This is a genomic window from Pseudomonas sp. 2822-15 (assembly GCF_002742515.1).
GTDB classification, from domain to species: domain Bacteria; phylum Pseudomonadota; class Gammaproteobacteria; order Pseudomonadales; family Pseudomonadaceae; genus Aquipseudomonas; species Aquipseudomonas salomonii.
Genome location: NZ_LJRY01000187.1, coordinates 646,205 through 671,919 on the forward strand (window position 1 = coordinate 646,205; position 25,715 = coordinate 671,919).

General features: G+C 61.0%; 25 protein-coding genes. 14 read left to right on the forward strand and 11 right to left on the reverse strand.

Annotated elements, in window-relative coordinates:
- Positions 1 to 724 precede the first annotated feature (724 nt).
- A complete protein-coding gene (gbcA, locus tag AOA59_RS17830) occupies positions 725 to 2,020 on the reverse strand; it encodes a glycine-betaine demethylase subunit GbcA (protein ID WP_058420706.1) in 1,296 nt (431 codons plus the stop codon).
- Positions 2,021 to 2,303: 283 nt separating this feature from the next.
- Between gbcA and gbcB the strand changes: the two genes are divergently transcribed.
- Positions 2,304 to 3,404 carry a glycine-betaine demethylase subunit GbcB gene (gbcB, locus tag AOA59_RS17840; protein WP_017139359.1) on the forward strand — a complete coding sequence of 367 codons (1,101 nt, stop codon included), beginning with the start codon at positions 2,304 to 2,306 and terminating at the stop codon, positions 3,402 to 3,404.
- 124 nt (positions 3,405 to 3,528) lie between these two features.
- On the opposite strand, the gene AOA59_RS17850 is transcribed toward gbcB, so the two are convergent.
- Both AOA59_RS17850 and AOA59_RS17855 read right to left on the reverse strand, forming a co-directional pair.
- On the reverse strand, positions 3,529 to 3,729 hold the full coding sequence (locus AOA59_RS17850; protein WP_099488526.1) for a hypothetical protein: 201 nt from the start codon (positions 3,727 to 3,729) through the stop codon (positions 3,529 to 3,531).
- 184 nt (positions 3,730 to 3,913) lie between these two features.
- On the reverse strand, positions 3,914 to 4,954 hold the full coding sequence (locus tag AOA59_RS17855) for a low specificity L-threonine aldolase (RefSeq protein WP_058422311.1): 1,041 nt from the start codon (positions 4,952 to 4,954) through the stop codon (positions 3,914 to 3,916).
- A 90-nt stretch (positions 4,955 to 5,044) separates the two neighbouring features.
- On the opposite strand from AOA59_RS17855, the gene AOA59_RS17860 reads away from it, so the two are divergent.
- The 8 genes from AOA59_RS17860 to fdhA all read left to right on the forward strand — a co-directional run bounded on the left by AOA59_RS17860 (position 5,045) and on the right by fdhA (position 14,992).
- On the forward strand, positions 5,045 to 5,773 hold the full coding sequence (locus tag AOA59_RS17860; protein ID WP_099488528.1) for a TraX family protein: 729 nt from the start codon (positions 5,045 to 5,047) through the stop codon (positions 5,771 to 5,773).
- 237 nt (positions 5,774 to 6,010) lie between these two features.
- Positions 6,011 to 7,264 (forward strand): serine hydroxymethyltransferase, encoded by a 1,254-nt coding sequence (gene glyA / locus AOA59_RS17865; RefSeq protein WP_065929439.1) that lies wholly within the window; start codon positions 6,011 to 6,013, stop codon positions 7,262 to 7,264.
- 22 nt (positions 7,265 to 7,286) lie between these two features.
- Positions 7,287 to 8,537, forward strand: coding sequence for a sarcosine oxidase subunit beta (locus AOA59_RS17870; RefSeq protein ID WP_010207084.1), 1,251 nt, complete (start codon positions 7,287 to 7,289; stop codon positions 8,535 to 8,537).
- Positions 8,538 to 8,552: 15 nt separating this feature from the next.
- Entirely contained in the window at positions 8,553 to 8,855 is a 303-nt protein-coding gene (locus AOA59_RS17875; protein WP_056857790.1) for a sarcosine oxidase subunit delta, read from the forward strand.
- Positions 8,852 to 11,869, forward strand: a complete 3,018-nt coding sequence (locus AOA59_RS17880; protein ID WP_099488529.1) for a sarcosine oxidase subunit alpha — start codon at positions 8,852 to 8,854, stop codon at positions 11,867 to 11,869. Before AOA59_RS17875 ends, AOA59_RS17880 begins: the two co-directional genes overlap by 4 nt.
- Before the next feature lie 123 nt (positions 11,870 to 11,992).
- The gene (locus tag AOA59_RS17885; protein ID WP_099488531.1) at positions 11,993 to 12,625 is read left to right on the forward strand and encodes a sarcosine oxidase subunit gamma; all 633 of its coding nucleotides are present in this window, start codon (positions 11,993 to 11,995) and stop codon (positions 12,623 to 12,625) included.
- A 123-nt stretch (positions 12,626 to 12,748) separates the two neighbouring features.
- Positions 12,749 to 13,606, forward strand: coding sequence for a formyltetrahydrofolate deformylase (gene purU / locus AOA59_RS17895; protein ID WP_056857793.1), 858 nt, complete (start codon positions 12,749 to 12,751; stop codon positions 13,604 to 13,606).
- Between the two features lie 186 nt (positions 13,607 to 13,792).
- Positions 13,793 to 14,992, forward strand: a complete 1,200-nt coding sequence (gene fdhA / locus AOA59_RS17900) for a formaldehyde dehydrogenase, glutathione-independent (RefSeq protein ID WP_017137993.1) — start codon at positions 13,793 to 13,795, stop codon at positions 14,990 to 14,992.
- Positions 14,993 to 15,037: 45 nt separating this feature from the next.
- Here fdhA and AOA59_RS17905 read toward each other — a convergent pair whose 3' ends face one another.
- The 4 genes from AOA59_RS17905 to AOA59_RS17920 all read right to left on the reverse strand — a co-directional run bounded on the left by AOA59_RS17905 (position 15,038) and on the right by AOA59_RS17920 (position 17,561).
- Complete coding sequence (locus tag AOA59_RS17905; RefSeq protein ID WP_065929434.1) at positions 15,038 to 15,391, reverse strand: hypothetical protein; 354 nt, start codon at positions 15,389 to 15,391, stop codon at positions 15,038 to 15,040.
- 205 nt (positions 15,392 to 15,596) lie between these two features.
- The gene (locus tag AOA59_RS17910; protein ID WP_017137997.1) at positions 15,597 to 15,857 is read right to left on the reverse strand and encodes a hypothetical protein; all 261 of its coding nucleotides are present in this window, start codon (positions 15,855 to 15,857) and stop codon (positions 15,597 to 15,599) included.
- Positions 15,858 to 16,260: 403 nt separating this feature from the next.
- On the reverse strand, positions 16,261 to 16,938 hold the full coding sequence (locus AOA59_RS17915) for an anti-sigma factor domain-containing protein (protein ID WP_099488535.1): 678 nt from the start codon (positions 16,936 to 16,938) through the stop codon (positions 16,261 to 16,263).
- The gene (locus AOA59_RS17920) at positions 16,935 to 17,561 is read right to left on the reverse strand and encodes a sigma-70 family RNA polymerase sigma factor (RefSeq protein ID WP_065929431.1); all 627 of its coding nucleotides are present in this window, start codon (positions 17,559 to 17,561) and stop codon (positions 16,935 to 16,937) included. Before AOA59_RS17920 ends, AOA59_RS17915 begins: the two co-directional genes overlap by 4 nt.
- Positions 17,562 to 17,713: 152 nt before the next feature.
- On the opposite strand from AOA59_RS17920, the gene AOA59_RS17925 reads away from it, so the two are divergent.
- A complete protein-coding gene (locus tag AOA59_RS17925) occupies positions 17,714 to 18,286 on the forward strand; it encodes a DUF2780 domain-containing protein (protein WP_065929430.1) in 573 nt (190 codons plus the stop codon).
- Here the strand turns inward: AOA59_RS17925 and AOA59_RS17930 are convergent.
- On the reverse strand, positions 18,283 to 19,170 hold the full coding sequence (locus AOA59_RS17930) for an acyltransferase (RefSeq protein ID WP_099488537.1): 888 nt from the start codon (positions 19,168 to 19,170) through the stop codon (positions 18,283 to 18,285). The two genes, AOA59_RS17925 and AOA59_RS17930, sit on opposite strands and share 4 nt — an antisense overlap.
- A gap of 196 nt (positions 19,171 to 19,366) precedes the next feature.
- On the opposite strand from AOA59_RS17930, the gene AOA59_RS17935 reads away from it, so the two are divergent.
- From AOA59_RS17935 to creD, 4 genes are read left to right on the forward strand one after another with little or no spacing between them, the layout of a single operon-like run.
- Complete coding sequence (locus AOA59_RS17935; RefSeq protein ID WP_065929428.1) at positions 19,367 to 19,867, forward strand: ATP-dependent zinc protease; 501 nt, start codon at positions 19,367 to 19,369, stop codon at positions 19,865 to 19,867.
- 8 nt (positions 19,868 to 19,875) lie between these two features.
- The gene (creB, locus tag AOA59_RS17940) at positions 19,876 to 20,544 is read left to right on the forward strand and encodes a two-component system response regulator CreB (protein ID WP_099488538.1); all 669 of its coding nucleotides are present in this window, start codon (positions 19,876 to 19,878) and stop codon (positions 20,542 to 20,544) included.
- On the forward strand, positions 20,544 to 21,983 hold the full coding sequence (creC, locus tag AOA59_RS17945; protein ID WP_099488540.1) for a two-component system sensor histidine kinase CreC: 1,440 nt from the start codon (positions 20,544 to 20,546) through the stop codon (positions 21,981 to 21,983). The genes creB and creC overlap by 1 nt, the downstream gene beginning before the upstream one ends.
- A 51-nt stretch (positions 21,984 to 22,034) precedes the next feature.
- Positions 22,035 to 23,387: a cell envelope integrity protein CreD gene (gene creD / locus AOA59_RS17950; RefSeq protein ID WP_099488542.1), complete on the forward strand. Its 1,353-nt coding sequence runs from the start codon at positions 22,035 to 22,037 to the stop codon at positions 23,385 to 23,387.
- A gap of 237 nt (positions 23,388 to 23,624) precedes the next feature.
- Here the strand turns inward: creD and AOA59_RS17960 are convergent, their stop codons facing one another.
- From AOA59_RS17960 to AOA59_RS17970, 3 genes are all read right to left on the reverse strand, one after another.
- Positions 23,625 to 24,254: a glutathione S-transferase gene (locus AOA59_RS17960; protein ID WP_099488544.1), complete on the reverse strand. Its 630-nt coding sequence runs from the start codon at positions 24,252 to 24,254 to the stop codon at positions 23,625 to 23,627.
- 140 nt (positions 24,255 to 24,394) lie between these two features.
- The gene (locus AOA59_RS17965) at positions 24,395 to 24,577 is read right to left on the reverse strand and encodes a hypothetical protein (RefSeq protein ID WP_099488546.1); all 183 of its coding nucleotides are present in this window, start codon (positions 24,575 to 24,577) and stop codon (positions 24,395 to 24,397) included.
- Positions 24,574 to 25,677, reverse strand: coding sequence for a PepSY domain-containing protein (locus AOA59_RS17970; RefSeq protein WP_099488548.1), 1,104 nt, complete (start codon positions 25,675 to 25,677; stop codon positions 24,574 to 24,576). The genes AOA59_RS17965 and AOA59_RS17970 overlap by 4 nt, the downstream gene beginning before the upstream one ends.
- Between the last annotated feature and the right edge of the window lie 38 nt (positions 25,678 to 25,715).

Sequence of the window (25,715 nt, forward strand, 5' to 3'; positions counted from 1 at the left end):
TGATCCGCCTGTGGATAACCTGTTCGCGGTTGTCCGCACCCCCGGCTGATCAAGCCCTGCAGCCCTCTGTACGAAAAACAACCAGGCTAACTGACGGTTTTTGCTTGGTTTTTTCCTGAATAAGTTTGAAGCCAGGCACAAACTTGCCCCCAAAGTCTGTTGGCGCTTCTGTGGATAAGATGTTCGCTCTCGGCTGGGAGCCTTATAGATAAAGGCTTTCAGTGGCTTGATCAAAATATGATCAATTTGCCTTGTTGGCTCGCGAAAATCCCTGAATGCCCCGATTTATGAAGGTTTGAGGTGGTTTTCCACAAGGCTTGCGAAGTTGCCCCCAAAGTCTGTTGGTGCTTCTGTGGATAAGGTGTTCGCGTACTGCTGTAGGCCACGTATTCAGGGGCTTTCAAGGGTTTGATCAATAAGTGATCAGGTGTGGCTAAAACCCTACGACTTGAATAAGTCACGGATTTTCTTCAGTTAATTTCGGGGGTTGAGCACACTTGCCCACAATTGCTGTGGGTGGCTTTGTGGATAAGTTGTTGGGCGAAGGCTGGAGGGTAGATGGGCAAAGGGCTGTAAGGGGTTTGATCGAAATTTGAACAGTGACCAAGTTACATGTGGGAGCTGGCTTGCCTGTGATTGCGATACATCAGCCGATACATTCCTCGACTGTTACTCCGCTATCGCAGGCAAGCCAGCTCCCACAGTTTGATCTTGGGTGTGTCAGTTATTCGTGCGCCGCTACACCCTTGAGGTAAGGCGCGGGCGCCGCGCCGAGGTTGTTCAGCAGACGCTCGCTGTACCAGTCGACAAAGTTCACCACACCAAACTCATAGGTCTTGGAGTACGGGCCCGGCTGGTACGCGGTGGAGTTGATCCCGCGCTGGTTCTCTTCGGCGAGGCGACGGTCCTGATCGTTGGTGGCGTCCCAGACCTGGCGCATACGCTCCACGTCGTAGTCCACACCTTCCACAGCGTCCTTGTGCACGATCCACTTGGTGGTGACCATGGTTTCCTGGGCGCTGATCGGCCACACGGTGAACACAATGATGTGGTCGCCCATGCAGTGGTTCCACGAATGCGGCAGGTGCAGGATGCGCATCGAGCCCAGGTCCGGGTTCTTGATGCGGCCCATCAGCTTGGCGCAGCCTTGTTTGCCGTCCAGAGTCATCGACACGGTGCCTTTGAGCAGCGGCATGCGCACGATGCGGTTGCGCAGGCCGAAGCTGGCGTGGGCGTAAGGGATCTTCTCGGCGTCCCACGCGGCGGCGGAGGCGGCGACGTGATCTTTAAACGCCTGGTCGGCACGCGGGTCGGTGACGTCGTCCCATTCCAGCAGGGTTTTCAGCAGTTCCGGGTGCGATGCGTTGCAGTGGTAGCACTCGCGGTTGTTTTCCAGCACCAGCTTCCAGTTGGCCTTTTCGAACAAGGTGGTTTGAATCGCCACCTTGGTGTTCTCCATGTCGTAGGGTTCCATGTAGTGGTTCAGCGTCGACAGGAAGTCATCGATGGCCGGCGGGGTTTCGGCCAGGCTGATGAAGATGTAGCCACCCGCCGTTTTCACGTTCACAGGCTTCAAGCCGTACTGCTTCATGTCGAAGTCGGCGCCCATCTCGGTGCCGGCGAACAGCAGGCGGCCGTCCAGCTCGTAGGTCCACTGGTGGTAGTGGCACACGAGCTTGGCGACCTTGCCCTTGTCGCTGGTGCACAGGCGCGAGCCCCGGTGGCGGCACACGTTATGGAAGGCATGCACCACGCCGTCGGCGCCACGGATCACGATGATCGGGTTCTTGCCGATTTGCAGGGTGATGTAGTTGCCCTTGGCGGGGATCTCGCAGGTCATGCCGGCGATCAACCACTCTTTCTGGAAGATCTCCTGCATGTCGATATCAAACAACCGCTCATCAGAGTAGAACGGCTGCGGCAGCGAAAAAGTGCGCTCGCGCTCTTGCAGCATTTGCGCGGTGGCCTTGCGTGCGGGTTCCAGCGGATCGCCCAAGCTTAAGGTTGCGGTGACGTCCATCGTGTGTGTCCTCATGGCCATTCTGTGTGGCCGGCGAAAGTGGCTGATCAGGTTTTGCAGCAAGGCGTAAAGAAAGCGTCGTTGTTGGAAGCGAGTGTGGGGCCGCCGATGCACCGAACCTTGTCCATTAGCGACATGGCCCACTCTGATCCCGACGCGCAAGCCCCGTCGTATGGGGGCTGGTCGCGATAAGTATGTGAATGTCGCAGATAGGTAAATGGGCGGTTGCGGCGTTACGCAGAATCGCCACCATAAAGCCGAGCATCGGCAGTGGAGAGCAAGCATGTCCAACAATTTCCTGAACCCGGTAACCACCCAGACCTGGGCCAATGGTCGGCACATCGTCCGTTGCGTCAAAGTCATCCAGGAAACCTGGGACGTGCGCACCTTTTGCTTCATGGCCGACCAGCCGATTTTGTTCTTTTTCAAGCCAGGGCAGTTCGTCACCCTGGAGCTGGAGATCGAAGGCCAGCCGATCATGCGCTCGTACACCATCTCCAGTTCGCCGTCGGTGCCCTACAGCTTCTCGGTGACCATCAAGCGCGTGCCGGGCGGGCGGGTTTCCAACTGGCTGCACGACACCCTGCATGAAGGCCAGGAGCTGGCGGTGCACGGGCCGGTCGGGCTGTTCAATGCCATCGACTTCCCAAGCCCGAAAGTGCTGTACCTCAGCGGCGGCGTCGGCATCACGCCGGTGATGTCCATGGCGCGCTGGTTCTACGACACCAACGCGAATGTCGACATGACGTTTGTCCACAGCGCCCGCTCGCCCAAAGACATCATTTACCACCGCGAGCTGGAGCACATGGCGTCGCGGATCGATAACTTCAGCCTGCACCTGATCTGTGAAAAACACGGGTTGGGCGAGCCGTGGGCCGGGTATCGCGGTTACCTGAACCACAAGATGCTGGAATTGATGGTGCCGGACTTCCTGGAGCGCGAAGTGTTCTGCTGCGGCCCTACGCCGTACATGAGCGCGGTGAAACGCCTGCTGGAGGCCGCCGGCTTCGACATGACGCGTTACCACGAGGAATCCTTCGGCGCCACGCCGCCGGAAGCCCGCGCCGATGCGGTGGAGCAAGCCGAGCAAGCCGCGGACGCGCCAGAGATCGACCTGGCAGACCTGCATCAAGTGGAATTCATCGCCTCCGGCAAAAGCATTCGTGTGGCACCGGGCGAAACCGTGCACGCGGCCGCGGCCAAGCTTGGCCTGCTGATCCCCAAAGCGTGCGGCATGGGCATTTGTGGGACATGCAAGGTCATGAAGCTGGGCGGGGAGGTCGAGATGGACCACAACGGCGGGATCACCGAGGAAGACGAAGCCGAAGGCTACATCCTGTCGTGCTGCAGCGTGCCGAAGGGCGACGTGCGTATCGAGTTCTAACCTCTCAAGTGCACACAGTCCAATGTGGGAGCGGGCTTGCTCGCGAAAGCGCAGGGTCAGTCACTGATGAGGGTGACTGATGCATCGCCTTCGCGGGCAAGCCCGCTCCCACAGGTGTTAACGGTTACTGCGCGTAGACATGGACGACAAAATGCTGGCCTGATGCTGTCAATTCATAGGCTTTATCGTAGATCCTCAGCGTCCTTGATGGCTCGCGGATGGTGTCGCCGACGTTGGCGACCCTCCGGAATTCATCCCAGTCGATGACGGTGGTGCTGGTAGCGCCGTCGATTCTGAGGTTACTGCCGTCGCATTGATATTCCATAGGTTTAGCCCTCTGCTGGATTTCCGTTCCCGGCCGATTATTCGGCAGGCAGTTGTTCCCGAAAGGTAGCCGCTGCAGCGGCGTTTTCCTTTCGGGTTCCAAGAGGCTAGTCGATGAAATTGGGCTGTGATGCTGTCAGAAACAACAAATAACAGACTCGGCAATGCGCCAGTATTCGAGAGGCTTACGCGTTCATCACTTCCCTGATGTCTGCGGCTAATTCTCTTACACGTTCTTCCTCTGTATCCCACGCGCACATGAACCGTGCGCCACCTTTGCCAATGAAGGTGTAGAAGCGCCAGCCCTTGGCCGTGAGCGCCGCGATAGCCGGTTCCGAGAGTTGCAGGAACACGCCGTTGGCCTGTACCGGGAACATCAGCTCCACGCCGGGAATGTCCGCCACCAGGCTGCTGAGCAATTGCGCGCAGTGGTTGGCGTGGCGGGCGTGTTTGAGCCAGGCGTCGTTTTCCAGCAGACCGACCCAGGGGGCGGAGAGAAAGCGCATTTTCGAGGCCAGCTGGCCGGCCTGTTTGCAGCGGTAGTCGAAGTCTTCAGCCAGTTTGCGATTGAAGAACAGGATGGCTTCGCCGACGGCCATGCCGTTTTTGGTGCCGCCGAAACACAGTACGTCCACACCGGCTTTCCAGGTCAGGTCGGCCGGCGAGCAGCCCAGGAACGCGCAGGCGTTGGAGAAACGCGCGCCGTCCATGTGCAGGTTTAGGCCCAGCTCTTTGCACGTGACGCTGATGGCGCGGATTTCTTCCGGGGTGTACACGCTGCCCACTTCCGTGGCTTGGGTGAGGGTGACCACGCGCGGTTTGGGGTAGTGGATGTCCTGGCGCTTGAGGGCGATCTCGCGGATCGATTCCGGGGTCAGCTTGCCGTTTTCGGTGCGTGCGGTGAGCAGCTTGGAGCCGTTGGAGAAAAACTCCGGCGCGCCGCATTCGTCGGTTTCGACGTGAGCGGTTTCCGAGCAAATCACGCTATGGTAGCTCTGGCACAGCGAAGACAGCGCCAGTGAGTTGGCTGCGGTGCCGTTGAAGGCGAAGAACACTTCGCAGTCGGTTTCGAACAAATTGCGGAAGCCGTCGGCGGCACGGTGGGTCCATTCATCATCGCCGTAGGCGCGTTGATGGCCCTGGTTGGCTTGTTCCATGGCGGCCCAGGCTTCCGGGCAGATGCCGGAATAGTTGTCGCTGGCGAATTGTTGGCTCTTGTCAGTCATGGCCCATTCCTGTGGTCGATGTTGGTGCGCACTGTAACCAAGATTGTCGCGGGTGCGCACGCACTGTAAATGCAAAGTCACTGGGGAATTATGCACGGTATACACACGTTGGCTGTCGGACGCGTCCGCGATGGCGCACAGGATCTGCTCAAGTGGCTGGCGTTGCTGAGCATGGTGCTGGACCACTTGCGCTATGTCGGTTTGAGCCTGGACGGCCTGTATGTGCCGGGGCGTCTGGCGTTCCCGTGGTTTTGCCTGGCGATTGCGGCCAATGTGCACCGGCTCGCCAATACGCCCGTCACCGGCCAATGGCGCTACCTGGGCTGGCTGTTGCTGTTCAGTGTGATCAGTGAAGTGCCCTACCGGCTGTTTATCGAGGATGCCGATACGTTGAACGTATTGCCGACGTTGGCGCTGGGGTTGCTGGTTGCCCGAGGATGGCAGCAGAAGGCGCTATTTGATCGAGGATTGGCGCTGATCGCCCTAGTCATCGCGGCCCTGTTGTCTGCCCAGCTAATGTTCGGGTTTTTCGGTGTGTTGCTGCCGTTGGCGATGCTGCTGGTGTTTACCCGGCCATGGTATTTCAGCCTGTTGCCGGGTTTGGTCTGCCTGGCCGCCAACCAATGGCAGATTCTGCTCAATAGCGGCACGCCTGTGGCGCTGATGGGGTTGGCCGCTTGCCTGATTGCGCCATTGGCGGGTTTGCTCTTGTTGCGACATGCCAAAAACGCCTCGCCACCGGCCATGCGCCGCTGGGCGTATGCGCTGTATCCGCTGCATTTTCTGTTGCTATTACTCGTCCGCCAGGCGCTCGCCTAACCCCTTGTGGGCGCGGGCTTGCTCGCGAAGGCGGTGGGTCAGCCAATACATGTGCAAGCTGACTCACCGCCTTCGCGAGCAAGCCCGCTCCCACATTTGTTCTGCGTTGTTCGTGCCATGTCGTAAACGCACCTTTGCGTGGCGTGCGTAGGCATTTGACCTCGTTGCGCCAGCCCTACCATCGCATCAAAGGGCCCTGCGAGGGCCTCAACAATACGAAAGGCTGGGAGAGACGCGATGTTCAGCAAAAAAGACCAGATCCAAGGGTATGACGACGCATTGCTGGCGGCGATGAATGCCGAGGAGCAGCGTCAGGAAGATCATATCGAGCTGATCGCGTCAGAGAACTACACCAGCAAACGCGTCATGGAAGCCCAGGGCAGTGGCCTGACCAACAAATACGCCGAAGGCTACCCCGGCAAGCGCTATTACGGCGGCTGCGAGCATGTGGACAAGGTTGAAGCCCTGGCCATCGACCGCGCCAAACAACTGTTCGGCGCCGATTATGCCAACGTGCAGCCGCACTCCGGCTCGTCCGCCAACAGCGCGGTGTACCTGGCGCTGATCAATGCCGGTGACACCATCCTCGGCATGAGCCTGGCCCATGGCGGCCACCTGACCCACGGCGCCAAAGTGTCGTCCTCGGGCAAGCTGTACAACGCCGTGCAGTACGGCATCAACACCGACACCGGGTTGATCGACTACGACGAAGTTGAGCGCCTGGCCGTCGAGTGCCAGCCGAAAATGATCGTCGCCGGCTTCTCGGCTTACTCCAAGACCCTGGATTTCCCGCGCTTCCGTCAGATCGCCGACAAAGTGGGGGCGCTGCTGTTCGTCGACATGGCCCACGTCGCCGGCCTGGTTGCCGCTGGCCTGTACCCGAACCCGCTGCCTTACGCCGATGTGGTCACCACCACCACCCACAAGACCCTGCGCGGCCCGCGTGGCGGCCTGATCCTGGCCAAGGCCAACGAAGCCATCGAGAAGAAACTCAACGCTGCGGTGTTCCCCGGCGCCCAGGGCGGCCCGCTGATGCACGTGATCGCCGGCAAGGCCGTGTGCTTCAAGGAAGCGCTGGAGCCAGGTTTCAAGGCTTACCAACAACAGGTGATCGACAACGCCCAGGCCATGGCAGACGTGTTCATCAAGCGCGGCTATGACGTGGTGTCCGGCGGCACCGATAACCATCTGTTCCTGGTCAGCCTGATCCGCCAGGGCCTCACCGGTAAAGAGGCTGACGCTGCCCTCGGCCGCGCCCATATCACCGTCAACAAGAACGCCGTGCCGAACGACCCGCAGTCGCCGTTCGTGACCTCGGGCCTGCGCATCGGCACCCCGGCGGTGACCACGCGGGGTTTCAAGGTGCCGCAATGCATCGAACTGGCCGGCTGGATCTGCGACATCCTCGACAACCTCGGCGACGCCGATGTCGAGGCCAACGTGGCCAAGCACGTGTCTGCCCTGTGCGCTGATTTCCCGGTTTATCGCTGAGCGCGGTTTTGGAGTAATGACTATGCAACGCTACTCGGGCTTCGGCCTCTTCAAGCACTCACTCAGCCACCACGAAAACTGGCAGAAGATGTGGCGCACGCCCACACCGAAAAAGGTCTACGACGTGGTTATCGTCGGCGGCGGCGGGCATGGTCTGGCGACGGCTTACTATTTGGCCAAAGAACACGGCATCACCAATGTGGCCGTGGTCGAGAAAGGCTGGCTGGGCGGCGGTAACACCGCGCGCAACACCACCATCGTGCGCTCCAACTACCTGTGGGACGAGTCGGCGCACCTGTACGAACACGCGATGAAACTGTGGGAAGGCCTGTCCCAGGACCTGAACTACAACGTGATGTTCTCCCAGCGCGGCGTCTACAACCTGTGCCACACCTTGCAGGACATCCGGGATTCGGAGCGCCGCGTGAGCGCCAACCGCCTCAACGGCGTGGACGGCGAACTGCTCAACGCCAAACAAGTGGCCGACGAGATTCCGTACCTCGACTGCTCAAAAAACACCCGCTACCCGGTACTCGGCGCCACCGTGCAACGGCGCGGCGGCGTGGCCCGTCACGATGCCGTGGCCTGGGGCTTCGCCCGTGCGGCTGACGCGCTCGGCGTGGATTTGATCCAGCAGACCGAAGTGATCGGCTTTCGCAAGGAAAACGGCGTGTGCATCGGCGTCGAAACCAACAAGGGTTTTATCGGCGCCAAGCGCGTCGGTGTGGTCACTGCCGGTAACTCCGGGCATATGGCCTCGCTGGCAGGCTTTCGCCTGCCGATCGAATCCCACCCGCTGCAAGCGCTGGTGTCCGAGCCGATCAAGCCGATTATCGACAGCGTGATCATGTCCAACGCCGTGCACGGTTACATCAGCCAGTCCGACAAGGGCGACCTGGTGATCGGCGCCGGTATCGACGGCTACAACGGCTATGGCCAGCGTGGCTCGTACCCGGTGATCGAACACACCATCCAGGCCATCGTCGAGATGTTCCCGGTGCTGTCGCGGGTGCGCATGAACCGCCAGTGGGGCGGCATCGTCGACACCACGCCGGACGCCTGCCCGATCATCTCCAAGACGCCGGTGCCGAACATGTTCTTCAACTGCGGCTGGGGTACTGGTGGTTTTAAAGCGACTCCAGGCTCAGGCAACGTGTTTGCTGCGAGCCTGGCCAAGGGCGAAATGCACCCATTGGCAGCGCCTTTTTCCATCGACCGTTTCCACAACGGTGCGTTGATCGACGAACACGGCGCTGCGGCCGTCGCCCACTAACAGGAGAAATTCCCTATGTTGCATATCTTCTGTCCTCACTGTGGCGAACTGCGCTCCGAAGAGGAATTCCACGCATCCGGCCAAGCGCACATCCCGCGCCCGCTGGACCCGAATGCCTGCACCGATGAAGAGTGGGGCGACTACATGTTCTTCCGTGACAACCCTCGCGGGCTGCACCACGAACTGTGGATTCACGCCGCCGGTTGCCGTCAGTACTTCAACGCCACCCGCGACACCCTGACCTACGAAATTCTTGAAACCTACAAGATTGGCAGCAAGCCGCAATTCACCGCCAAGGCTTCTGGAGAGAAGGTATGAGCCAGATCAATCGCCTGTCCAACGGTGGTCGCATCGACCGCAACAAAGCCCTGACGTTTACCTTTAACGGCCAGAGCTACAAAGGCTTTGAGGGCGACACCCTGGCCGCAGCATTGCTGGCCAATGGCGTCGACATCATCGGCCGCAGCTTCAAGTATTCGCGCCCGCGCGGCATCTTTGCCGCCGGTGCCGAAGAGCCGAACGCAGTGCTGCAGATCGGCGCCACCGAAGCCACCCAGATCCCCAACGTGCGTGCCACGCAACAGGCGCTGTACCAGGGTTTGGTCGCCACCAGCACCAACGGCTGGCCGAACGTCAACAATGACGTGATGGGCATTCTCGGCAAGGTCGGCGGCAAGCTGATGCCGCCGGGCTTCTACTACAAAACCTTCATGTACCCGCAATCGTTCTGGATGACCTACGAAAAGTACATTCGTAAGGCTGCGGGCCTGGGCCGCTCGCCAACCGAGAACGACCCGGACACCTACGACAACTTCAACCGTCACTGCGACGTGCTGATTGTCGGTGCCGGCCCTGCCGGCCTGGCCGCCGCACTGGCCGCTGCGCGCAGCGGTGCTCGCGTGATCATTGCTGACGAACAGGAAGAATTCGGCGGCTCCTTGCTGGACTCGCGTGAAAGCCTCGACGGCAAGCCGGCGGCCGAGTGGGTTGCCAGCGTAATCGCGGAACTCAAGGCCCTGCCGGACGTGGTGTTGCTACCGCGAGCCACCGTCAACGGCTACCACGACCACAATTTCCTGACCATCCACGAACGCCTCACCGACCACCTCGGTGACCGTGCGCCCATCGGCCAGGTGCGCCAGCGCATCCACCGTGTGCGCGCCAAGCGCGTGGTGCTGGCGACCGGTGCGTGCGAGCGTCCGCTGGTGTACGGCAACAACGACGTGCCGGGCAATATGCTCGCCGGTGCGGTCTCTACCTACGTGCGCCGCTACGGCGTGGCACCTGGCAAAAAACTGGTGCTGTCGACCAACAACGACCACGCCTACCGCGTGGCGCTGGACTGGCTCGATGCGGGCCTGCAAGTGGTCGCCGTGGCTGATGTGCGTCACAACCCACGTGGCGCGCTAGTGGAAGAAGCCCGCGCCAAAGGCATTCGTATCCTCACCGGCAGCGCCGTGATCGAAGCCCGTGGCAGCAAACACGTGACCGCTGCGCGTGTGGCGGCGATTGACGTCAAAGCGCACAAAGTCACCAGCCCAGGCGAATGGCTGGACTGCGACTTGGTGGCCAGCTCCGGCGGCTACAGCCCAGTGGTTCACTTGGCCTCGCACCTGGGCGGCAAGCCGACCTGGCGCGAAGACATCCTCGGTTTCGTGCCGGGTGAAGCCCCGCAAAAACGCGTGTGTGTCGGTGGCATCAATGGCGTCTACGGCCTCGGCGATTCCCTGGCCGATGGTTTTGAAGGCGGCGTGCGCGCAGCCAGCGAAGCCGGGTTTGCGCCGGTGGAAGGCACGCTGCCAAAAGCCTTGAGCCGTCTGGAAGAGCCGACCCTGGGCATTTACCAGGTGCCCCATGACAAGCCGACCGCACGGGCGCCGAAGCAATTTGTCGACCTGCAAAACGACGTCACCGCTGCCGCCATTGAGCTGGCGACCCGCGAAGGCTTCGAGTCGGTCGAACACGTCAAACGCTACACCGCGCTGGGCTTCGGCACCGACCAGGGCAAGCTCGGCAACGTCAACGGCCTGGCCATTGCGGCCCGCTCGCTGAACGTGACCATCCCGCAGATGGGCACCACCATGTTCCGCCCAAACTACACGCCGGTGACCTTCGGCGCCGTGGCGGGCCGTCACTGTGGGCACATTTTCGAGCCGGTGCGCTACACCGCGCTGCACGCCTGGCACGTTAAAAACGGCGCCGAGTTTGAAGACGTCGGCCAATGGAAACGCCCTTGGTACTTCCCGCGTAACGGTGAAGACCTGCACGCCGCCGTGAAGCGCGAATGCCTGGCCGTGCGCGACAGCGTCGGCCTGCTGGATGCGTCCACCCTCGGCAAAATCGACATTCAAGGCCCGGATGCCCGCGAGTTTCTCAACCGCATCTACAGCAACGCCTGGACCAAGCTCGACGTGGGCAAGGCGCGCTACGGCCTGATGTGCAAGGAAGACGGCATGGTCTTCGACGACGGCGTGACCGCCTGCCTGGCCGACAACCACTTCCTGATGACCACCACCACCGGCGGCGCCGCCCGCGTATTGCAGTGGCTGGAAATCTACCAGCAGACCGAGTGGCCAGACCTCAAGGTGTACTTCACTTCGGTCACCGACCACTGGGCGACCATGACCTTGTCCGGCCCCAACAGCCGCAAGCTGCTGGCGGAAGTCACCGACATCGACCTGGACAAGGACGGCTTCCCGTTCATGACCTGGAAAGAAGGCCTGGTTGGCGGCGTACCGGCGCGGGTGTTCCGTATCTCGTTTACCGGCGAGCTGTCGTATGAAGTCAACGTGCAGGCGGACTACGCCATGGGCGTACTCGAACAGATCGTTGCGGCCGGCAAGAAGTACAACCTGACCCCGTATGGCACCGAGACCATGCACGTACTGCGCGCCGAGAAGGGCTTCATCATCGTCGGGCAAGACACCGACGGCTCGATGACCCCGGACGACCTGAACATGGGCTGGTGCGTAGGCCGCACCAAACCGTTCTCGTGGATCGGCTGGCGCGGGATGAACCGTGAAGACTGCGTGCGTGAAGAGCGTAAGCAGTTGGTGGGCTTGAAGCCGATTGACCCGAATGTATGGCTGCCGGAAGGCGCGCAATTGGTGTTCGACCCTAAACAGTCGATCCCGATGAAGATGGTCGGCCACGTGACCTCAAGCTACGCGCATAACTCGCTGGGTTATTCGTTTGCGATGGCGGTGGTCAAGGGCGGTTTGAAGCGCATGGGTGAGCGAGTGTTCTCACCGCAGGCGGATGGCAGCGTGATCGAGGCAGAGATTGTGTCCTCGGTGTTCTTTGACCCGAAAGGCGATCGCCAGAACATCTGATAGACCGAGGCGCCTGCATCGCAGGCAAGCCAGCTCCCACGGGGGAATGCGTTCCCCTGTGGGAGCCGGGCTTGCCCGCGATGAGGCCAGAGCAGTCACCACAGAATTCAGAACAGGTGCTTTATGACAGCAGCCAATGTTTACCAACAACGCCCCACCACCGGCGCCAAGGCCGAGTCGTCGCTGCACCATGCCGACCTCGCCAGCCTGGTCGGCAAGGGTCGCAAGAACGCCGGTGTGACCGTGCGTGAAAATAAACTCCTCGGCCACCTGACGATTCGTGGCGATGGCCATGACGCCGCGTTCGCCGCCGGTGTGCACAAAGCCCTCGGCATCGAACTGCCCGGCGCACTCCAGGTCATCGTCAAAGGCGAAACCAGCCTGCAATGGCTTGGCCCGGATGAGTGGCTGTTGATCGTGCCAAGCGGCGAGGAATTCGCCGCCGAACAAAACCTGCGCGCTGCCCTGGGTGAACTGCATATCCAGATCGTCAACGTCAGCGGCGGCCAGCAGATCCTCGAGCTCAGCGGCCCGAACGTGCGCGACGTGCTGATGAAGTCCACCAGCTACGACGTGCACCCTAATAACTTCCCGGTGGGCAAGGCGGTGGGCACGGTGTTCGCCAAGTCGCAGTTGGTGATCCGTCACACGGCTGAAGACACCTGGGAGCTGCTGATCCGCCGCAGCTTCTCGGATTACTGGTGGCTGTGGCTGCAGGATGCGTCCGCCGAATTTGGCCTGAATGTCGTTGCATAACGATCGTTCCCACGCTCTGCGTGGGAATGCATCCCGGGACGCTCCGCGTCCCAAGAGCGGACGCAGAGCGTCCATGGCGGCGTTCCCACGCAGAGCGTGGGAACGATCAAGGAGTCACGCACAATGAGCCGCGCACCCGATACATGGATTTTGACCGCCGACTGCCCCAGCGTGCTCGGCACGGTGGACGCGGTCACCCGCTACCTGTTCGAGCAGGGCTGCTACGTCACCGAGCACCATTCGTTCGATGACCGCCTCTCGGGCCGGTTTTTTATTCGCGTGGAATTCCGTCAGCCCGAGGGTTTTGACGAGCAGGCGTTCCGCGATGGCCTGGCCACGCGCGGTGAAGCCTTTGGCATGATCTTCGAGCTGACGGCGCCGAACTACCGGCCAAAAGTGGTGATCATGGTCTCCAAGGCCGATCACTGCCTCAACGATTTGCTCTACCGCCAGCGCATCGGCCAACTGTCGATGGACGTGGTCGCGGTGGTGTCCAACCACCCTGATTTGAAACCTTTGGCCGACTGGCACCAGATTCCCTACTACCATTTCCCCCTCGACCCCAACGACAAACCGTCCCAGGAGCGTCAGGTGTGGCAAGTGATTGAAGAGACCGGTGCCGAACTGGTGATTCTTGCGCGCTATATGCAAGTGCTGTCGCCGGAGTTGTGCCGCAAGCTCGATGGCAAGGCCATCAACATTCACCACTCGTTGCTGCCCGGTTTCAAAGGCGCCAAGCCGTATCACCAGGCCTACAACAAGGGTGTGAAACTGGTGGGCGCCACGGCGCATTACATCAACAACGATCTGGATGAAGGCCCGATCATCGCCCAGGGCGTGGAGGTGGTGGACCACAGCCACTATCCCGAGGACTTGATTGCCAAGGGGCGCGATATTGAAGGGCTGACGTTGGCGCGGGCGGTGGGGTATCACATTGAGCGACGGGTGTTTTTGAACGCCAATCGAACGGTGGTGCTCTGACGGCCGCCATCGCAGGCAAGCCAGCTCCCACCTTTGAAGGTATTCACAAATCAAAGTGTGGGAGCTGGCTTGCCTGCGATGAGGCCATCAGCAACAACACAAGGAAACAGCATCTGTACCCGAGCACTTAAACGCGCCGCCTGCCTGGGCGACGCGGTTCCATAAAAACAACAGCGAGGTGAAAGCATGTCTGGTAATCGTGGTGTCGTGTATCTCGGCAACGGCAAGGTCGAAGTACAGAAAATCGACTATCCCAAAATGCAGGACCCCCGTGGCAGGAAGATTGAGCACGGCGTCATCCTGCGCGTGGTCTCCACCAACATCTGCGGCTCCGACCAACACATGGTGCGCGGCCGCACCACTGCCCAGACCGGCCTGGTACTGGGGCATGAAATCACTGGCGAAGTGATCGAGAAGGGCAGCGACGTCGAGAACCTGAAGATCGGTGACCTGGTGTCGGTGCCATTCAACGTGGCGTGCGGCCGCTGCCGCTCGTGCAAAGAGCAGCACACCGGCGTGTGCCTCACCGTCAACCCGGCCCGTGCCGGTGGCGCCTACGGCTACGTCGACATGGGCGACTGGACCGGCGGCCAGGCCGAATACGTGCTGGTGCCGTATGCCGACTTCAACCTGCTCAAACTGCCGGACCGCGACAAGGCCATGGAGAAAATCCGTGACCTGACCTGCCTCTCCGACATCCTGCCGACCGGCTACCACGGCGCCGTCACTGCCGGCGTTGGCCCAGGCAGCACCGTCTACATCGCAGGCGCCGGCCCCGTTGGCCTGGCCGCTGCCGCTTCCGCCCGCCTGCTCGGTGCAGCGGTGGTGATCATCGGCGACGTCAACCCAATCCGCCTGGCCCACGCCAAGGCCCAGGGTTTCGAGATTGCCGACCTGTCCAAAGACACCCCACTGCACGAACAAATCGCCGCCTTGCTGGGCGAGCCGGAAGTGGACTGCGCGGTAGACGCCGTAGGCTTCGAAGCCCGTGGCCACGGCCATGAAGGCGCCAAGGCCGAAGCCCCGGCCACCGTGCTCAACTCGCTGATGGGCGTGGTGCGCGTGGCGGGCAAAATCGGTATCCCTGGCCTGTACGTTACCGAAGACCCAGGTGCTGTGGACGCCGCCGCAAAAATGGGCAGCCTGAGCATTCGCTTTGGTCTGGGCTGGGCCAAATCCCACAGCTTCCACACCGGGCAAACGCCGGTGATGAAGTACAACCGCGCGCTGATGCAGGCGATCATGTGGGACCGCATCAACATTGCGGAAATTGTCGGTGTGCAGGTGATCAGCCTGGATGACGCGCCACGTGGGTACGGCGAGTTTGATGCGGGCGTGCCGAAGAAGTTTGTGATTGATCCGCATAAGATGTTTAGTGCGGCGTAAATAAAAGGGAAATGATAAGGGCGACCGCAAAGTCGCCCTTATTAATTATTGCGGTGCTGTGAGTCTTAAGTTAGGAACAGCCGTTTCACCATTTTCTACCAGCGTTTTGCCGCCGTAGTCACAGCGCAGCTTTCCATTCACTACATTGAACGTCTCTGCCTGAAGTTCATATTTAGCGGCCAGGTAATCATCTTTAGTAGCACCCGTTTGGCCCGTCCACTCCTTCCCGCCGCTCTTGGCAGTGTATTTGAAACCGTCGACGGTATTGCCTTGGATGGTTTCCTGGAATGCTTCAGATTTAATGGTGCCAGGTGCCGGGCAGTCCTTGATATCAGCTGCATGAGCGCCCCCGGCCAATACACAAGCAGCCAGCATCCCTACGGCGAATTTATAATTCATATTTGATCCTTAATATTGAACTGTGAGGTGGAGTCTGAATGCTAAGTAGGTTTGCTAACGTGGGGTACTGTGAGAAATGACAGTTTTTTATAATTGTCCATTATAAGAAATTCGTTTTATATGGAAACTCGGCGTATTTGAAGCTGCCAGGAATTGCCTATGCAGGTAAAGAAAGGGCGACAGGGCGTCGCCCTTTGGTGCTGTTTTAAGCCTGCAAACGCCTGCTGATCACATCAAGCAAATCGCAGCCATCGCGCAGCGGAATGGCGCAGAGCAGGGCGAAGTCCTGGAGGACGAGGTTGTCGGTGTTCAGGCCTTCGCGAAACGCCAGGTTTTCCATGACTTGGGTGACGGCGCGGATGCGGTAGACGGCGGCGTCGTGGAGTACGTCGAGCGGCACTTGGGTGTCGATGAGCAGGGAGGGAGTGGTGGCGTCGTGGCCGGTAAGCGGCATGTATCGGTTCATGTTTTAACCTTTATTTCAGAGAGTGAGGCTACCACTCACACGTCGCCAAACGAATGGGTGGCAGCTGTACGCAGGTTGGCGAACCGGTGAAATAAAGCAAAGGCCGGCAGACCCGAAGGTCTCCCGCGCACAGCCGCCATAAAGCAGCCTTACGCGTGCGAAAGCACCTGCAAAGGAGCAGGTGCTTTTGCATGCATTATTTCAATCGAGTCGCCAAACCCGTGTCGCCATATGGACGACCGCCGAACTATAAGCGCCATCCATCGCCAGGAGCAAGTCGCCCGGCCAATGAAGCTCAAATGTGGGAGCTGGCTTGCCTGCGATAGCGGCGGGCCAGTCAACTTATCCTTGGCTGACCCACCGCCATCGCAGGCAAGCCAGCTCCCACATTGATTGAGTTGTGTCAGCGAGTGGCCAGGGCGCCTTGGTACAGCACGGGGCCGGTGGGTTGTCCGGTGGGTGAGCCGCCTTGTGGCTCCAGGCTGACGGCGAGGGTCGCGGGTGCGGTCAGCAGCGCTTGCTGCTCCTTGCTCAGCTCGATTCGGCCTTTACCCGAGCTCGGCACCAGGCCCAGGGAAACGGGTTTACCACCGGCCGCAATGACCCACAGTTCCAGGGCACGCGTCGGCTCTACAGCCGCCAATGTGAGCGGCTCGACTTGCAGGTGATCGCCAAACGCCTGCACCTGCAGCGCCGGCTGCTGGTTGGCGGCCACTAACGTGGCGTTGTACTCGGCGCCGATATCACGCTGATACAGCACGCCCACCAGCACCGCCACGACGATCGCGCAGGCAGCGGCCAGCAGGCGGAAATTCATCCAGAACGGTTTCTTCGCCGGCACATGCAGCACTTGCGGCTCAATGCGCGCCTTGATGCCGGCCCACACATGCTCCGGCACTGGCCGCTCGGGCACGGCGCCCGTCAGGCTGGCCAGAGCATCCTGCCAATGGCCGAGTTCGACGCGCAGCGCGGCATCGTCCCGCAGCAGGTTTTCAAAGCGCCGACGCGCAGTGGCGGGCATCAAGCCGATGGCATAGTCGGCAGCCAGGGCGCGACGCAGAGCGGTGGTTTGGTAGTTCATGATTCAAGGCACCTGCGCAGGCGCTCCATGCCACGGCGAATCCAGGATTTGACCGAGCCCAGGGGCGCGGCCAAGTGTTCGGCCAGCTCCGAGCACGACAGACCCTGGAAGTAAGCCACGCTGATCGACTGGCGCTGCATGCCGTCGAGCGTGTCGAGGCAGCGGTTGAGGGCGCGGGCTTCGCGCTCGCTGGCGAGTTGCTCGTGGGCGCTGGGGCCGTCGTCGAGCAGGGCGTCCTGCTGGCCGTCGGCCAAGGGCTGTTCGCGGTGTTTGCGCAATTGGTCGATGGCCAGGTTGCGGGTGATGTTGACCATCCAGGTCATCGGCGCGGCCAAATGGGCTTCGTAGCGCGAAGCGTTGTACCAGATGCGCACAAAAGCTTCCTGCAACACCTCTTCGGCGAGGTCCGAGCGCCCCATGAAACGAAAAGCAACGCCGTGCAATCGCGGCGACACGCTGCGGTATAGGGTCTCGAACGCCTGGCGGTTGCCCAGGGCGCATTGGGCCAGCAGGGGCCGCAATGGGTCAGCATCGTGGACGGAAATAGGGCTTCTCCAGGCTCTCGTTCGAGGGCGACGGGACGGCGCACGGTAGGCAGAGGGTAGTCCAGCTTGAGCATTCATTCCATCCGACTCCGGGCGGTGCATGTCTGGATATACGCGCGCAGGGAACATTTGGATGCGGATTTTTCTGAACTAATCTGCAAGTGGGAACATTCCTTCGGGACTGTCAGTCAAACGCCTGCTTTTAGCTCCTACATTCAGAGGTTGTCTTGATGAAGATTTCACGCGGTTTTGCCTTGTCCTGCCTGTTGACCATGGCCGCCAGCCCGGTGTTTGCCGCAGGTTTCAGCCTCGGTGACGTGGCCAATGCCGTCTCCGGTGCCCAGGGCAGCAACAACAAGGCGGCGGCTGCAGCGCCGAGCTCTGAGACCGCCGGCCTGCTGAGCGCCCTGACCTCGCAATTGAACATCACCCCCGAACAAGCCGTGGGCGGTACCGGCGCCATGCTGGGCCTGGCCAAGAACAAACTGAGCGGTACCGACTACTCGCAACTGGGCAAGAGTGTGCCGGGCCTGGATCAACTCTCGGGGAACAACGCCCTGGGCAGCCTTGGCGCCTTGAGCGGGATGCTCGGCCAGAGCGGCGGCAGCAAGACCAGCGGCCTGGATGGTTTGTTGGGTAACGTGAAGGACACCGGCGACCTGAACACCGCTTTCAGTGCACTGGGCATGGATAACAGCATGATCGGCAAGTTTGCGCCGGTGATTCTGCAATACCTGGGCGGCCAGGGCGCCAACGAGTCGGTGCTGGGCAAGCTGGCCTCGGCGTGGGGCACTGGCAGCTAACGCGACTCTGCGCGCAGTTGTTCGATGCGCGCATCCTTTTCCTTCCAGAGCTGGTTCACCCAGTTCTGGACGGTCTGGCGAAACGCCGGGTCATTCTCGTAATCCCCTTGCCACAACGCCGGGTCCAGCTCACGGGTGCGGATATCAATGATCACCTTGGGCACTGTGCCGCAGATCAAGTCCCAGAACCCCGGGATCTTCTGCTGCGGATAGACCACTGTCACGTCGAGGACCGCGTCCAATTGCTCACCCATGGCCGCCAGCACAAACGCCACGCCACCCGCCTTGGGCTTGAGTAAGCGGGCAAATGGCGAATCCTGCTGCTTGCGCTTGGCCTCGCTGAACCGAGTGCCCTCCAGATAATTGACCACCGTTACCGGCTGGCGCTTGAACAGCTCGCAGGCCTGCTTGGTGATCTTCAAATCCTGACCCGCGAGTTCCGGACGTTTGGCCAGGAACGCCTTGGTGTAGCGCTTCATGAACGGGTAATCCAGCGCCCACCAGGCCAGGCCCAGGAAGGGCACCCAGATCAGCTCTTTTTTCAGGAAGAATTTGAAGAACGGCGTGCGCCGGTTCAGCGCCTGGATCAGCGCGGGAATGTCGACCCAGGATTGGTGGTTGCTGATCACCAGGTAAGACGTATCGCCGCGTAGCTCGTCGCCGCCGCGAATGTCCCATTGGGTGGGAATGCACAGCGCAAAAATCAGCTTGTCGATCTCGGCCCAAGTCTCTGCGATCCACATCACAGCCCGGGAGGCATAGTCGCGAAAGCGGCCGGGCGCTACCAGCTTGAGCAGGGCAAACACCATCAACGGCCCGAACAGCACCAGGGTGTTGAGCAATAGCAGCAGTGTGACAAAACAGCCGGTGAGCAGGCGGCGCATAAGTAACTCTTGGAATCGGGTGGGCGGGCCATGATAAGCAAGCTGAGTCTAGAGGCCAAATCGCAAATTGCCGCACGAATGTGAGCTGACGCGGAACGCCCAGAGCTGCGTTCCCACGCAGAGCGGGGGAACGATCTAACTAAACAACGCTTTTGCGGTCTAGAATCCGCCTACTTCTTTCCGAGGAAATCACTTCGTGAAACTGCTCCTTGCCTCGCTCGCCCTGGTTGCCGTGCCCGTCATGGCCGCCGAACCGACCCTCTACGGTCGCTACGAATACATCCAACTGCCGGAGATCGGCCAAACCTTCAAGGCCAAGATGGACACCGGTGCGCTGACCGCCTCGCTGTCGGCCCGCAACATCGAAACATTCCAGCGCGATGGCGATGACTGGGTGCGCTTCCGCCTCGGCGGCAAGGACGCCAGCGACAAGGTCTACGAGCATAAAGTCTCGCGCATCAGCAAAATCAAAAGCCGCGCCGACGAGGACGACGACAAGGACGAAGCCACTGTGGCCAAGCGCCCGGTGATCGACCTGGAAATGTGCCTGGGCAACGTCAAGCGCACCGTGGAGGTCAACCTCACCGACCGCAGCAGCTTCAACTACCCGTTGCTGATCGGTGCCAAGGCCCTGCGTGAGTTCGGGGCGGCGGTAAACCCGGCCCGTCGCTACACTGCTGACAAACCGGACTGCTGATCGAGCCTATGCCGCACATCCTGATTGTCGAAGACGAAGCGGCGATAGCCGATACGCTGATCTTTGCCCTGCAAGGCGAGGGCTTCACCACCACCTGGCTGAGGCTTGGCCAGGAGGCGTTGGCCCATCAACGTCAGACGCCTGCCGACCTGATCATCCTCGACATCGGCCTGCCGGACATCAGCGGCTTTGAAACCTGCAAGCAACTGCGCCGTTTCAGCGAAGTGCCGGTGATGTTTCTCAGTGCGCGCGATGGCGAGATCGACCGCGTGGTGGGCCTGGAGATCGGCGCCGACGATTATGTGGTCAAGCCGTTCAGCCCACGGGAAGTGGCGGCGCGGGTTCGGGCGATTCTCAAGCGCGTAAGCCCAAGCGCCGCGCCGAGCGTGTTCCAGGTCGACCTGGAGCGCATGCAGATCAGTTATCGCGGCCAGGCTTTGAGCCTCACCCGGCATGAATTTCGCCTGCTGCAAAGCCTGCTGGAGCAGCCCGAGCGGGTGTTCAGCCGCGAACAATTGCTCGACGCGGTGGGCGTGCCGGCCGATGCCGGCTACGAGCGCAATATCGACAGCCATATCAAAAGCCTGCGCAGCAAACTGCGGGGCATTGCGGCGGATGCCGAGCCGATCCAGACCCATCGCGGCCTCGGCTACAGCTACAGCCCGAGCCACAGCTGATGCGCCTGGGGCTGCGGATCTTCCTGGTGTATGCGCTGTTTATCGGCCTCACCGGTTACTTTGTGCTCAACACGGTGATGAAGGAAATCCGCCCCGGCGTGCGCCAGTCCACCGAAGAAACCCTGGTGGACACGGCCAACCTGCTGGCCGAGATCCTGCGGTTGGACGTAAAGAACGGCACCCTCGGCCAAAGCCACTGGCCCGAGTTGCTCAAAGCCTATGGCAGTCGCCAGCCTGGCGCGACCATCTGGGGCCTGCCGAAAAATCAGGTTAACCACCGCATTTATGTGACCGACGCCCATGGCATCGTGCTGCTCGACTCCACGGGTGAAGCGGTGGGCCAGGACTATTCCAAGTGGAACGACGTGTATTTGACCCTGCGCGGCGAGTACGGCGCGCGTTCCACCCGCAGTGAACTGGACGATCCCACTTCGTCGGTGATGCACGTGGGCGCGCCGATCCGCGACAACGGGCAAATCATCGGCGTGGTCACGGTGGCCAAGCCCAACAGCTCGTTGCAGCCTTATGTGGATCGCACCGAGAACCGCCTGCTGTGGTACGGCGCCGGGTTGGTGGTGTTGGGCCTGCTGCTGGGTGCATTGCTGTCGTGGTGGCTGAGCGTGGCGCTGCATCGGCTTACGGCGTATGCCCAGGCGGTGAGTGAAGGGCGGCGTGCCGAGTTGCCGCATTACCGAGGCGGCGAACTCAAGCAGCTGTCCACCGCCGTGGAGCACATGCGCACGCAACTGGAAGGCAAGGCCTACGTCGAGCATTACGTGCACACCCTGACCCACGAATTGAAAAGCCCGTTGGCGGCTATTCGCGGCGCGGCGGAATTGCTGCAGGGCGATATGAGCCGCGAGCAGCAGCAGCGTTTTGTCGGCAATATCGACAGCGAAAGCGCGCGCTTGCAGCAGTTGATCGAGCGGCTGCTCAACCTGGCCCAGGTGGAGCAACGCCAGGGTTTGGAAGAACAGACTCGCATGCCGTTGGCGGCTTTGGTCGACGAGGTGCTCAAGGCGCAATGTGCGCGAATCGAAGGCGCTGACCTGCAGGTGGAACAGACGATAGCGGCGGATGTGAAGGTCTTCGGTGAGCCTTTCCTGCTACGCCAGGCGCTGGGCAACCTGCTCGATAACGCCTTGGATTTCACCCCGCCCGGCGGCACCTTGCGATTCAGCGCACAGACGCAGCACAACGACGTGCAGGTCAGTTTGTTCAACCAGGCTGCGCCGATTCCCGACTACGCCTTGCCACGCCTGAGCGAGCGTTTTTACTCGTTGCCGCGCCCGGTCAGCGGGCGCAAAAGCACCGGCCTGGGGCTCAATTTTGTCGAAGAGGTGATGAAGCTGCACGGCGGCGCATTGCAGATCGGTAATGTGCACGACGGCGTGCAGGTGGTGCTGCATCTCCACACAGTCTCCACAGTGCCCACATAAATCTCCCACAGGCGCGGTTCACGCTCTGCCCATCCAAACAGGGAGAGCCCCATGAACCGAAGCCTGCTGTTCAAACTTGGCGCCATTGCGCTGCTGATCCTGCTGTTGCTGATTCCGCTGCTGATGATTAACGGCATCATCAGCGACCGCCAGCAACTGCGCGACGGCGTGCTGATGGACATCGCCCGCAGCTCCAGCTACAGCCAACGCATTACCGGCCCGGTCATGGTGGTGCCGTATCGCAAGACCGTGCGCGAGTGGAAACTCAATGAAAAGCTCAATAAACGCTACGAGGAAACCCGTGAAGAGCGCGGTCGTCTGTATTTCCTGCCGGACCGTTTTGAACTCGACGGCAAGGTGCAAACCGAGTTGCGTGCGCGGGGCATCTACCAGGCGCGCCTATTCCATGCCGACAACCGCATCAGCGGGCGTTTTGAGTTGCCGGCGCAGTTGGGCATTACCGAAAACTTTGCCGATTACCGTTTCGAACCGGCGTTTCTGGCGGTGGGTATCAGCGATATTCGTGGCATCGAAAACGCCCTGAAGCTTGAGCTGGGCAGCCAACGCCTGGCCTTCTCGCCCGGCTCGCAAGTGGACTGGTTGGGCGAGGGCGTGCATGTAACGCTGCCCGCGCAGGACAGCAAACAACCGGGCGTGGTGGACTTCGCTTTTGACCTGCGCCTGCAAGGCACCGAGCAGTTGCAAGTGGTGCCGGTGGGCAAGACCAGCCAGGTGTCACTCGCCTCCAACTGGCCGCACCCAAGCTTTATCGGCAACTTCCTGCCGGCGCAGCGCGAGGTCACCGACAAGGGCTTCAGCGCCAATTGGCAGACCTCGTTTTTTTCCACCAACCTCGAACAAGCCCTGCAAACCTGCCTGGACCGCCAGGGCTGTGAAGACTTCACCCGCCGCAGCTTTGGCGTGAACTTCATCGACCCGGTGGACCAGTACCTCAAGAGCGACCGCGCGATCAAATATGCGCTGCTGTTTATCGCCCTGACGTTTGCCGGTTTCTTCTTGTTTGAAGTGCTGAAGAACCTCGCGGTGCACCCGATTCAGTACGCATTGGTGGGCTTTGCCTTGGCGTTTTTCTACCTGCTGTTGTTGTCGTTGTCCGAACACCTGGGCTTTGCATTGGCCTACCTGATCTCGGCGAGTGCCTGTGTGTTGTTGATTGGTTTTTATGTGTGCCACGTGCTGCGCAGTGTTGTGCATGGTCTGGGCTTTTCGGCGGGGTTGGCGGCGTTGTATGGCTTGTTGTACGGGCTGTTGAGCGCTGAGGATTACGCGCTGCTGATGGGCTCGCTGTTGCTGTTTGGTTTGCTGGGTACAGTGATGGTGCTGACGCGCAAGCTGGATTGGTATGGCGTGGGTAAACGCAAGGTTCGGGAGGTGGCCCAATGATTGGGTTGCGTGAAGATCAGCAGGTGCGCGCGCAATTGGTCGGAAAAATCAATGCGTTATTTTATGCGGCAAATGGGCTTTGTGTGGCGAGCGGGCTTGCCCCGCGTTGGGCTGCGCAGCAGCCCCAAAACCTGCCACAGAGGCGTTTCTGGTACACCGCGTTTTGCTTGACTGGGGCCGCTTCGCAGCCCAACGCGGGGCAAGCCCGCTCGCCACAAGGGGCCGTGTTTCACCCCGTTAGAGCGGTGGCTGAGTTTCCAGCATCGAAGGCCGTTGGCTGACCTCGGCATACCAATCGGCAAGCTTGGGGTTGCCGGCGCGCCATTGCAGTTCGGGGTGGCGAAAGTCCAGGTAACCCAGGGCGCAGGCCACGCCGATGGAGGCGATGTCGAAGTGGCTGGCCAGTTCGGCAATCGCTTCGGCTTCCAGCTCGGCGAGGGCGCGGTGGATCTTGTTGCGCTGCGCTTGCAGCCATTGGTCCCAGTGTTTTTCGACCGGGCGCATGGCGGTTTCGTAACGCACCAGCACGGCGGCATCCAAGATGCCGTCGGCCATCGAGGCGAGGGTGAGGCGGCGCCAGCGGGCCGAGCCGTCACGCGGGATCAGCGGGTTGCCGACGTGCTGGTGGTCGAAGTAATCGAGGATCACCCGGCTGTCGTGCAGCACCGACCCATCGGCCAGGCGCAGGGCCGGGATCTTGCCCACGGGGTTGTCCTGCACCACCTGTGCATCGGGGTTGACCGGCGTCGGCATGCAGCCATGCAAGGCCACGCGGTCCTGCTGGCCGGTCTCGATCAGCAGCACGCGGACTTTGCGAACAAAGGGTGAAGCGGGGTTGTGAAACAAGGTCATGCTGGGCGCGGACATGGGCATTCCTCGGAAATGGCAGGGCTAGCCTAGTAGGATTGTGGTTGTTTTTGAAGGCCTCATCGCAGGCAAGCCAGCTCCCACCTGTTGAGTTGTGAACACCGTTAAAGGTGGGAGCTGGCTTGCCTGCGATAGCGCCTTCAGCCACGCCGCTTAAGCAACCCCCAAGCCCCAATGGCAGCCGGAACACCCAACCCCACCCAACTCAACGAATCCCACAACCCGTCCCCCAACAGCGCCGCAAACAACCCCGCCGCGCTGAGCAGGCCAACCCCCAGCGGAATGCCGAACACCTTCCAGAAACTCGACTGGCGCGGCTTCATGGCTTGGCCGCCTTGCGCCGCACAATCCACAGGTAAACCCCGCTGCCCAACACGATGATGGTCAGCACATCCAGCACCGCCCAGAGGATTTTCATCGGCATGCCGCCATAGTCGCCAAAGTGCAACGGCTGGGACATGCCCATGGCGTCCATGTACCACGGCCGTTCGGCGATGGCGGTGACGGCCAGGGTGCCGGCGTCGATCAGCACCGGCGTGAGCAGGTGCGAGGTCAGGTGCGTGCTGCCCTTCATGAACACCGCGTAGTGGTGTTCGCTGGAAAAGCGCGTGCCGGGGAAGGCGATAAAGTCCGGCTCCATGCCGGGCGCGGCCTTGGCGGCGATGCTCAGCAATTCGGTGGCCGGTGCGCGTTGGGTCAGCGGCGGCGCGTTTTTGTACGGCTCGATCATGGCGCTGAGGCTGTCCTGGCGCCAGGCGGCGATGATCAAATCGGCGCAGGCGCTGATCACGCCGGTGACACCCACCACCAGCGCCCAGGTCAGCGTGACCACGCCGATCAGGTTGTGCAGGTCGAGCCAGCGCAGACGGGTGGATTTGTCTTTACGCACGGTGGCGAACTTCAACCGGCGCATAAACGGCAGGTACAGTACCGTACCCGAGACAATTGCCACCACAAACAGAATGCCCATGAACGCCAGCAGCAACTTGCCTGGCAGCCCGGCGAACATATCCACGTGCAAGCGCAGCAGGAACAGGGTCAACCCGCCATTGGCCGCCGGGGTTTCCACGGCCTCACCGGTGCGCGCATCCAGCATGAAGGTGTGGGACGAGTTGGGCTCGGTGCTGGCCGTGGCAGCCATGATCGCGATCACACCGTTCTTGTCGTCTTCGTCCCACGCCAGGTACTGCATGGCCTCGCCGGGGCGATGAGCCTGGGCTTTGGCCACCAACTGCTCAAGGTTCAGCTGCGGCGTGTCGGCGGGCATCTGTGCCAGTTCCGGCTCGTTGCCCAGCAGGTGGTCGATCTCGTGGTGAAACACCAACGGCAGGCCGGTGAGGGCGAGCAGCAGCAGGAATACCGTGCAGATCAGGCTGGTCCAGGTGTGGATGAAGGACCAGCGGCGGATGGTTTTGCTTTTCATTTTCTAGCCTTCAGACACACCGAAGCCGCCCACAGGGG

Excerpts from the sequence above, each read along its gene's own strand:
- creD (WP_099488542.1), top strand. The coding sequence starts at position 22,035 with ATGAACCGAAGCCTGCTGTTCAAACTTGGCGCCATTGCGCTGCTGATC.
- AOA59_RS17925 (WP_065929430.1), top strand. The coding sequence starts at position 17,714 with ATGAAGATTTCACGCGGTTTTGCCTTGTCCTGCCTGTTGACCATGGCC.
- AOA59_RS17965 (WP_099488546.1), bottom strand. The coding sequence starts at position 24,577 with ATGAAGCCGCGCCAGTCGAGTTTCTGGAAGGTGTTCGGCATTCCGCTG.
- AOA59_RS17905 (WP_065929434.1), bottom strand. The coding sequence starts at position 15,391 with ATGAATTATAAATTCGCCGTAGGGATGCTGGCTGCTTGTGTATTGGCC.
- AOA59_RS17860 (WP_099488528.1), top strand. The coding sequence starts at position 5,045 with ATGCACGGTATACACACGTTGGCTGTCGGACGCGTCCGCGATGGCGCA.
- AOA59_RS17875 (WP_056857790.1), top strand. The coding sequence starts at position 8,553 with ATGTTGCATATCTTCTGTCCTCACTGTGGCGAACTGCGCTCCGAAGAG.
- AOA59_RS17920 (WP_065929431.1), bottom strand. The coding sequence starts at position 17,561 with ATGAATGCTCAAGCTGGACTACCCTCTGCCTACCGTGCGCCGTCCCGT.
- AOA59_RS17855 (WP_058422311.1), bottom strand. The coding sequence starts at position 4,954 with ATGACTGACAAGAGCCAACAATTCGCCAGCGACAACTATTCCGGCATC.
- glyA (WP_065929439.1), top strand. The coding sequence starts at position 6,011 with ATGTTCAGCAAAAAAGACCAGATCCAAGGGTATGACGACGCATTGCTG.
- AOA59_RS17930 (WP_099488537.1), bottom strand. The coding sequence starts at position 19,170 with ATGCGCCGCCTGCTCACCGGCTGTTTTGTCACACTGCTGCTATTGCTC.
- AOA59_RS17970 (WP_099488548.1), bottom strand. The coding sequence starts at position 25,677 with ATGAAAAGCAAAACCATCCGCCGCTGGTCCTTCATCCACACCTGGACC.
- AOA59_RS17870 (WP_010207084.1), top strand. The coding sequence starts at position 7,287 with ATGCAACGCTACTCGGGCTTCGGCCTCTTCAAGCACTCACTCAGCCAC.
- AOA59_RS17910 (WP_017137997.1), bottom strand. The coding sequence starts at position 15,857 with ATGAACCGATACATGCCGCTTACCGGCCACGACGCCACCACTCCCTCC.
- AOA59_RS17885 (WP_099488531.1), top strand. The coding sequence starts at position 11,993 with ATGACAGCAGCCAATGTTTACCAACAACGCCCCACCACCGGCGCCAAG.
- creC (WP_099488540.1), top strand. The coding sequence starts at position 20,544 with ATGCGCCTGGGGCTGCGGATCTTCCTGGTGTATGCGCTGTTTATCGGC.
- creB (WP_099488538.1), top strand. The coding sequence starts at position 19,876 with ATGCCGCACATCCTGATTGTCGAAGACGAAGCGGCGATAGCCGATACG.
- fdhA (WP_017137993.1), top strand. The coding sequence starts at position 13,793 with ATGTCTGGTAATCGTGGTGTCGTGTATCTCGGCAACGGCAAGGTCGAA.
- purU (WP_056857793.1), top strand. The coding sequence starts at position 12,749 with ATGAGCCGCGCACCCGATACATGGATTTTGACCGCCGACTGCCCCAGC.
- AOA59_RS17915 (WP_099488535.1), bottom strand. The coding sequence starts at position 16,938 with ATGAACTACCAAACCACCGCTCTGCGTCGCGCCCTGGCTGCCGACTAT.
- AOA59_RS17850 (WP_099488526.1), bottom strand. The coding sequence starts at position 3,729 with ATGGAATATCAATGCGACGGCAGTAACCTCAGAATCGACGGCGCTACC.
- gbcB (WP_017139359.1), top strand. The coding sequence starts at position 2,304 with ATGTCCAACAATTTCCTGAACCCGGTAACCACCCAGACCTGGGCCAAT.
- AOA59_RS17880 (WP_099488529.1), top strand. The coding sequence starts at position 8,852 with ATGAGCCAGATCAATCGCCTGTCCAACGGTGGTCGCATCGACCGCAAC.
- AOA59_RS17960 (WP_099488544.1), bottom strand. The coding sequence starts at position 24,254 with ATGTCCGCGCCCAGCATGACCTTGTTTCACAACCCCGCTTCACCCTTT.
- gbcA (WP_058420706.1), bottom strand. The coding sequence starts at position 2,020 with ATGGACGTCACCGCAACCTTAAGCTTGGGCGATCCGCTGGAACCCGCA.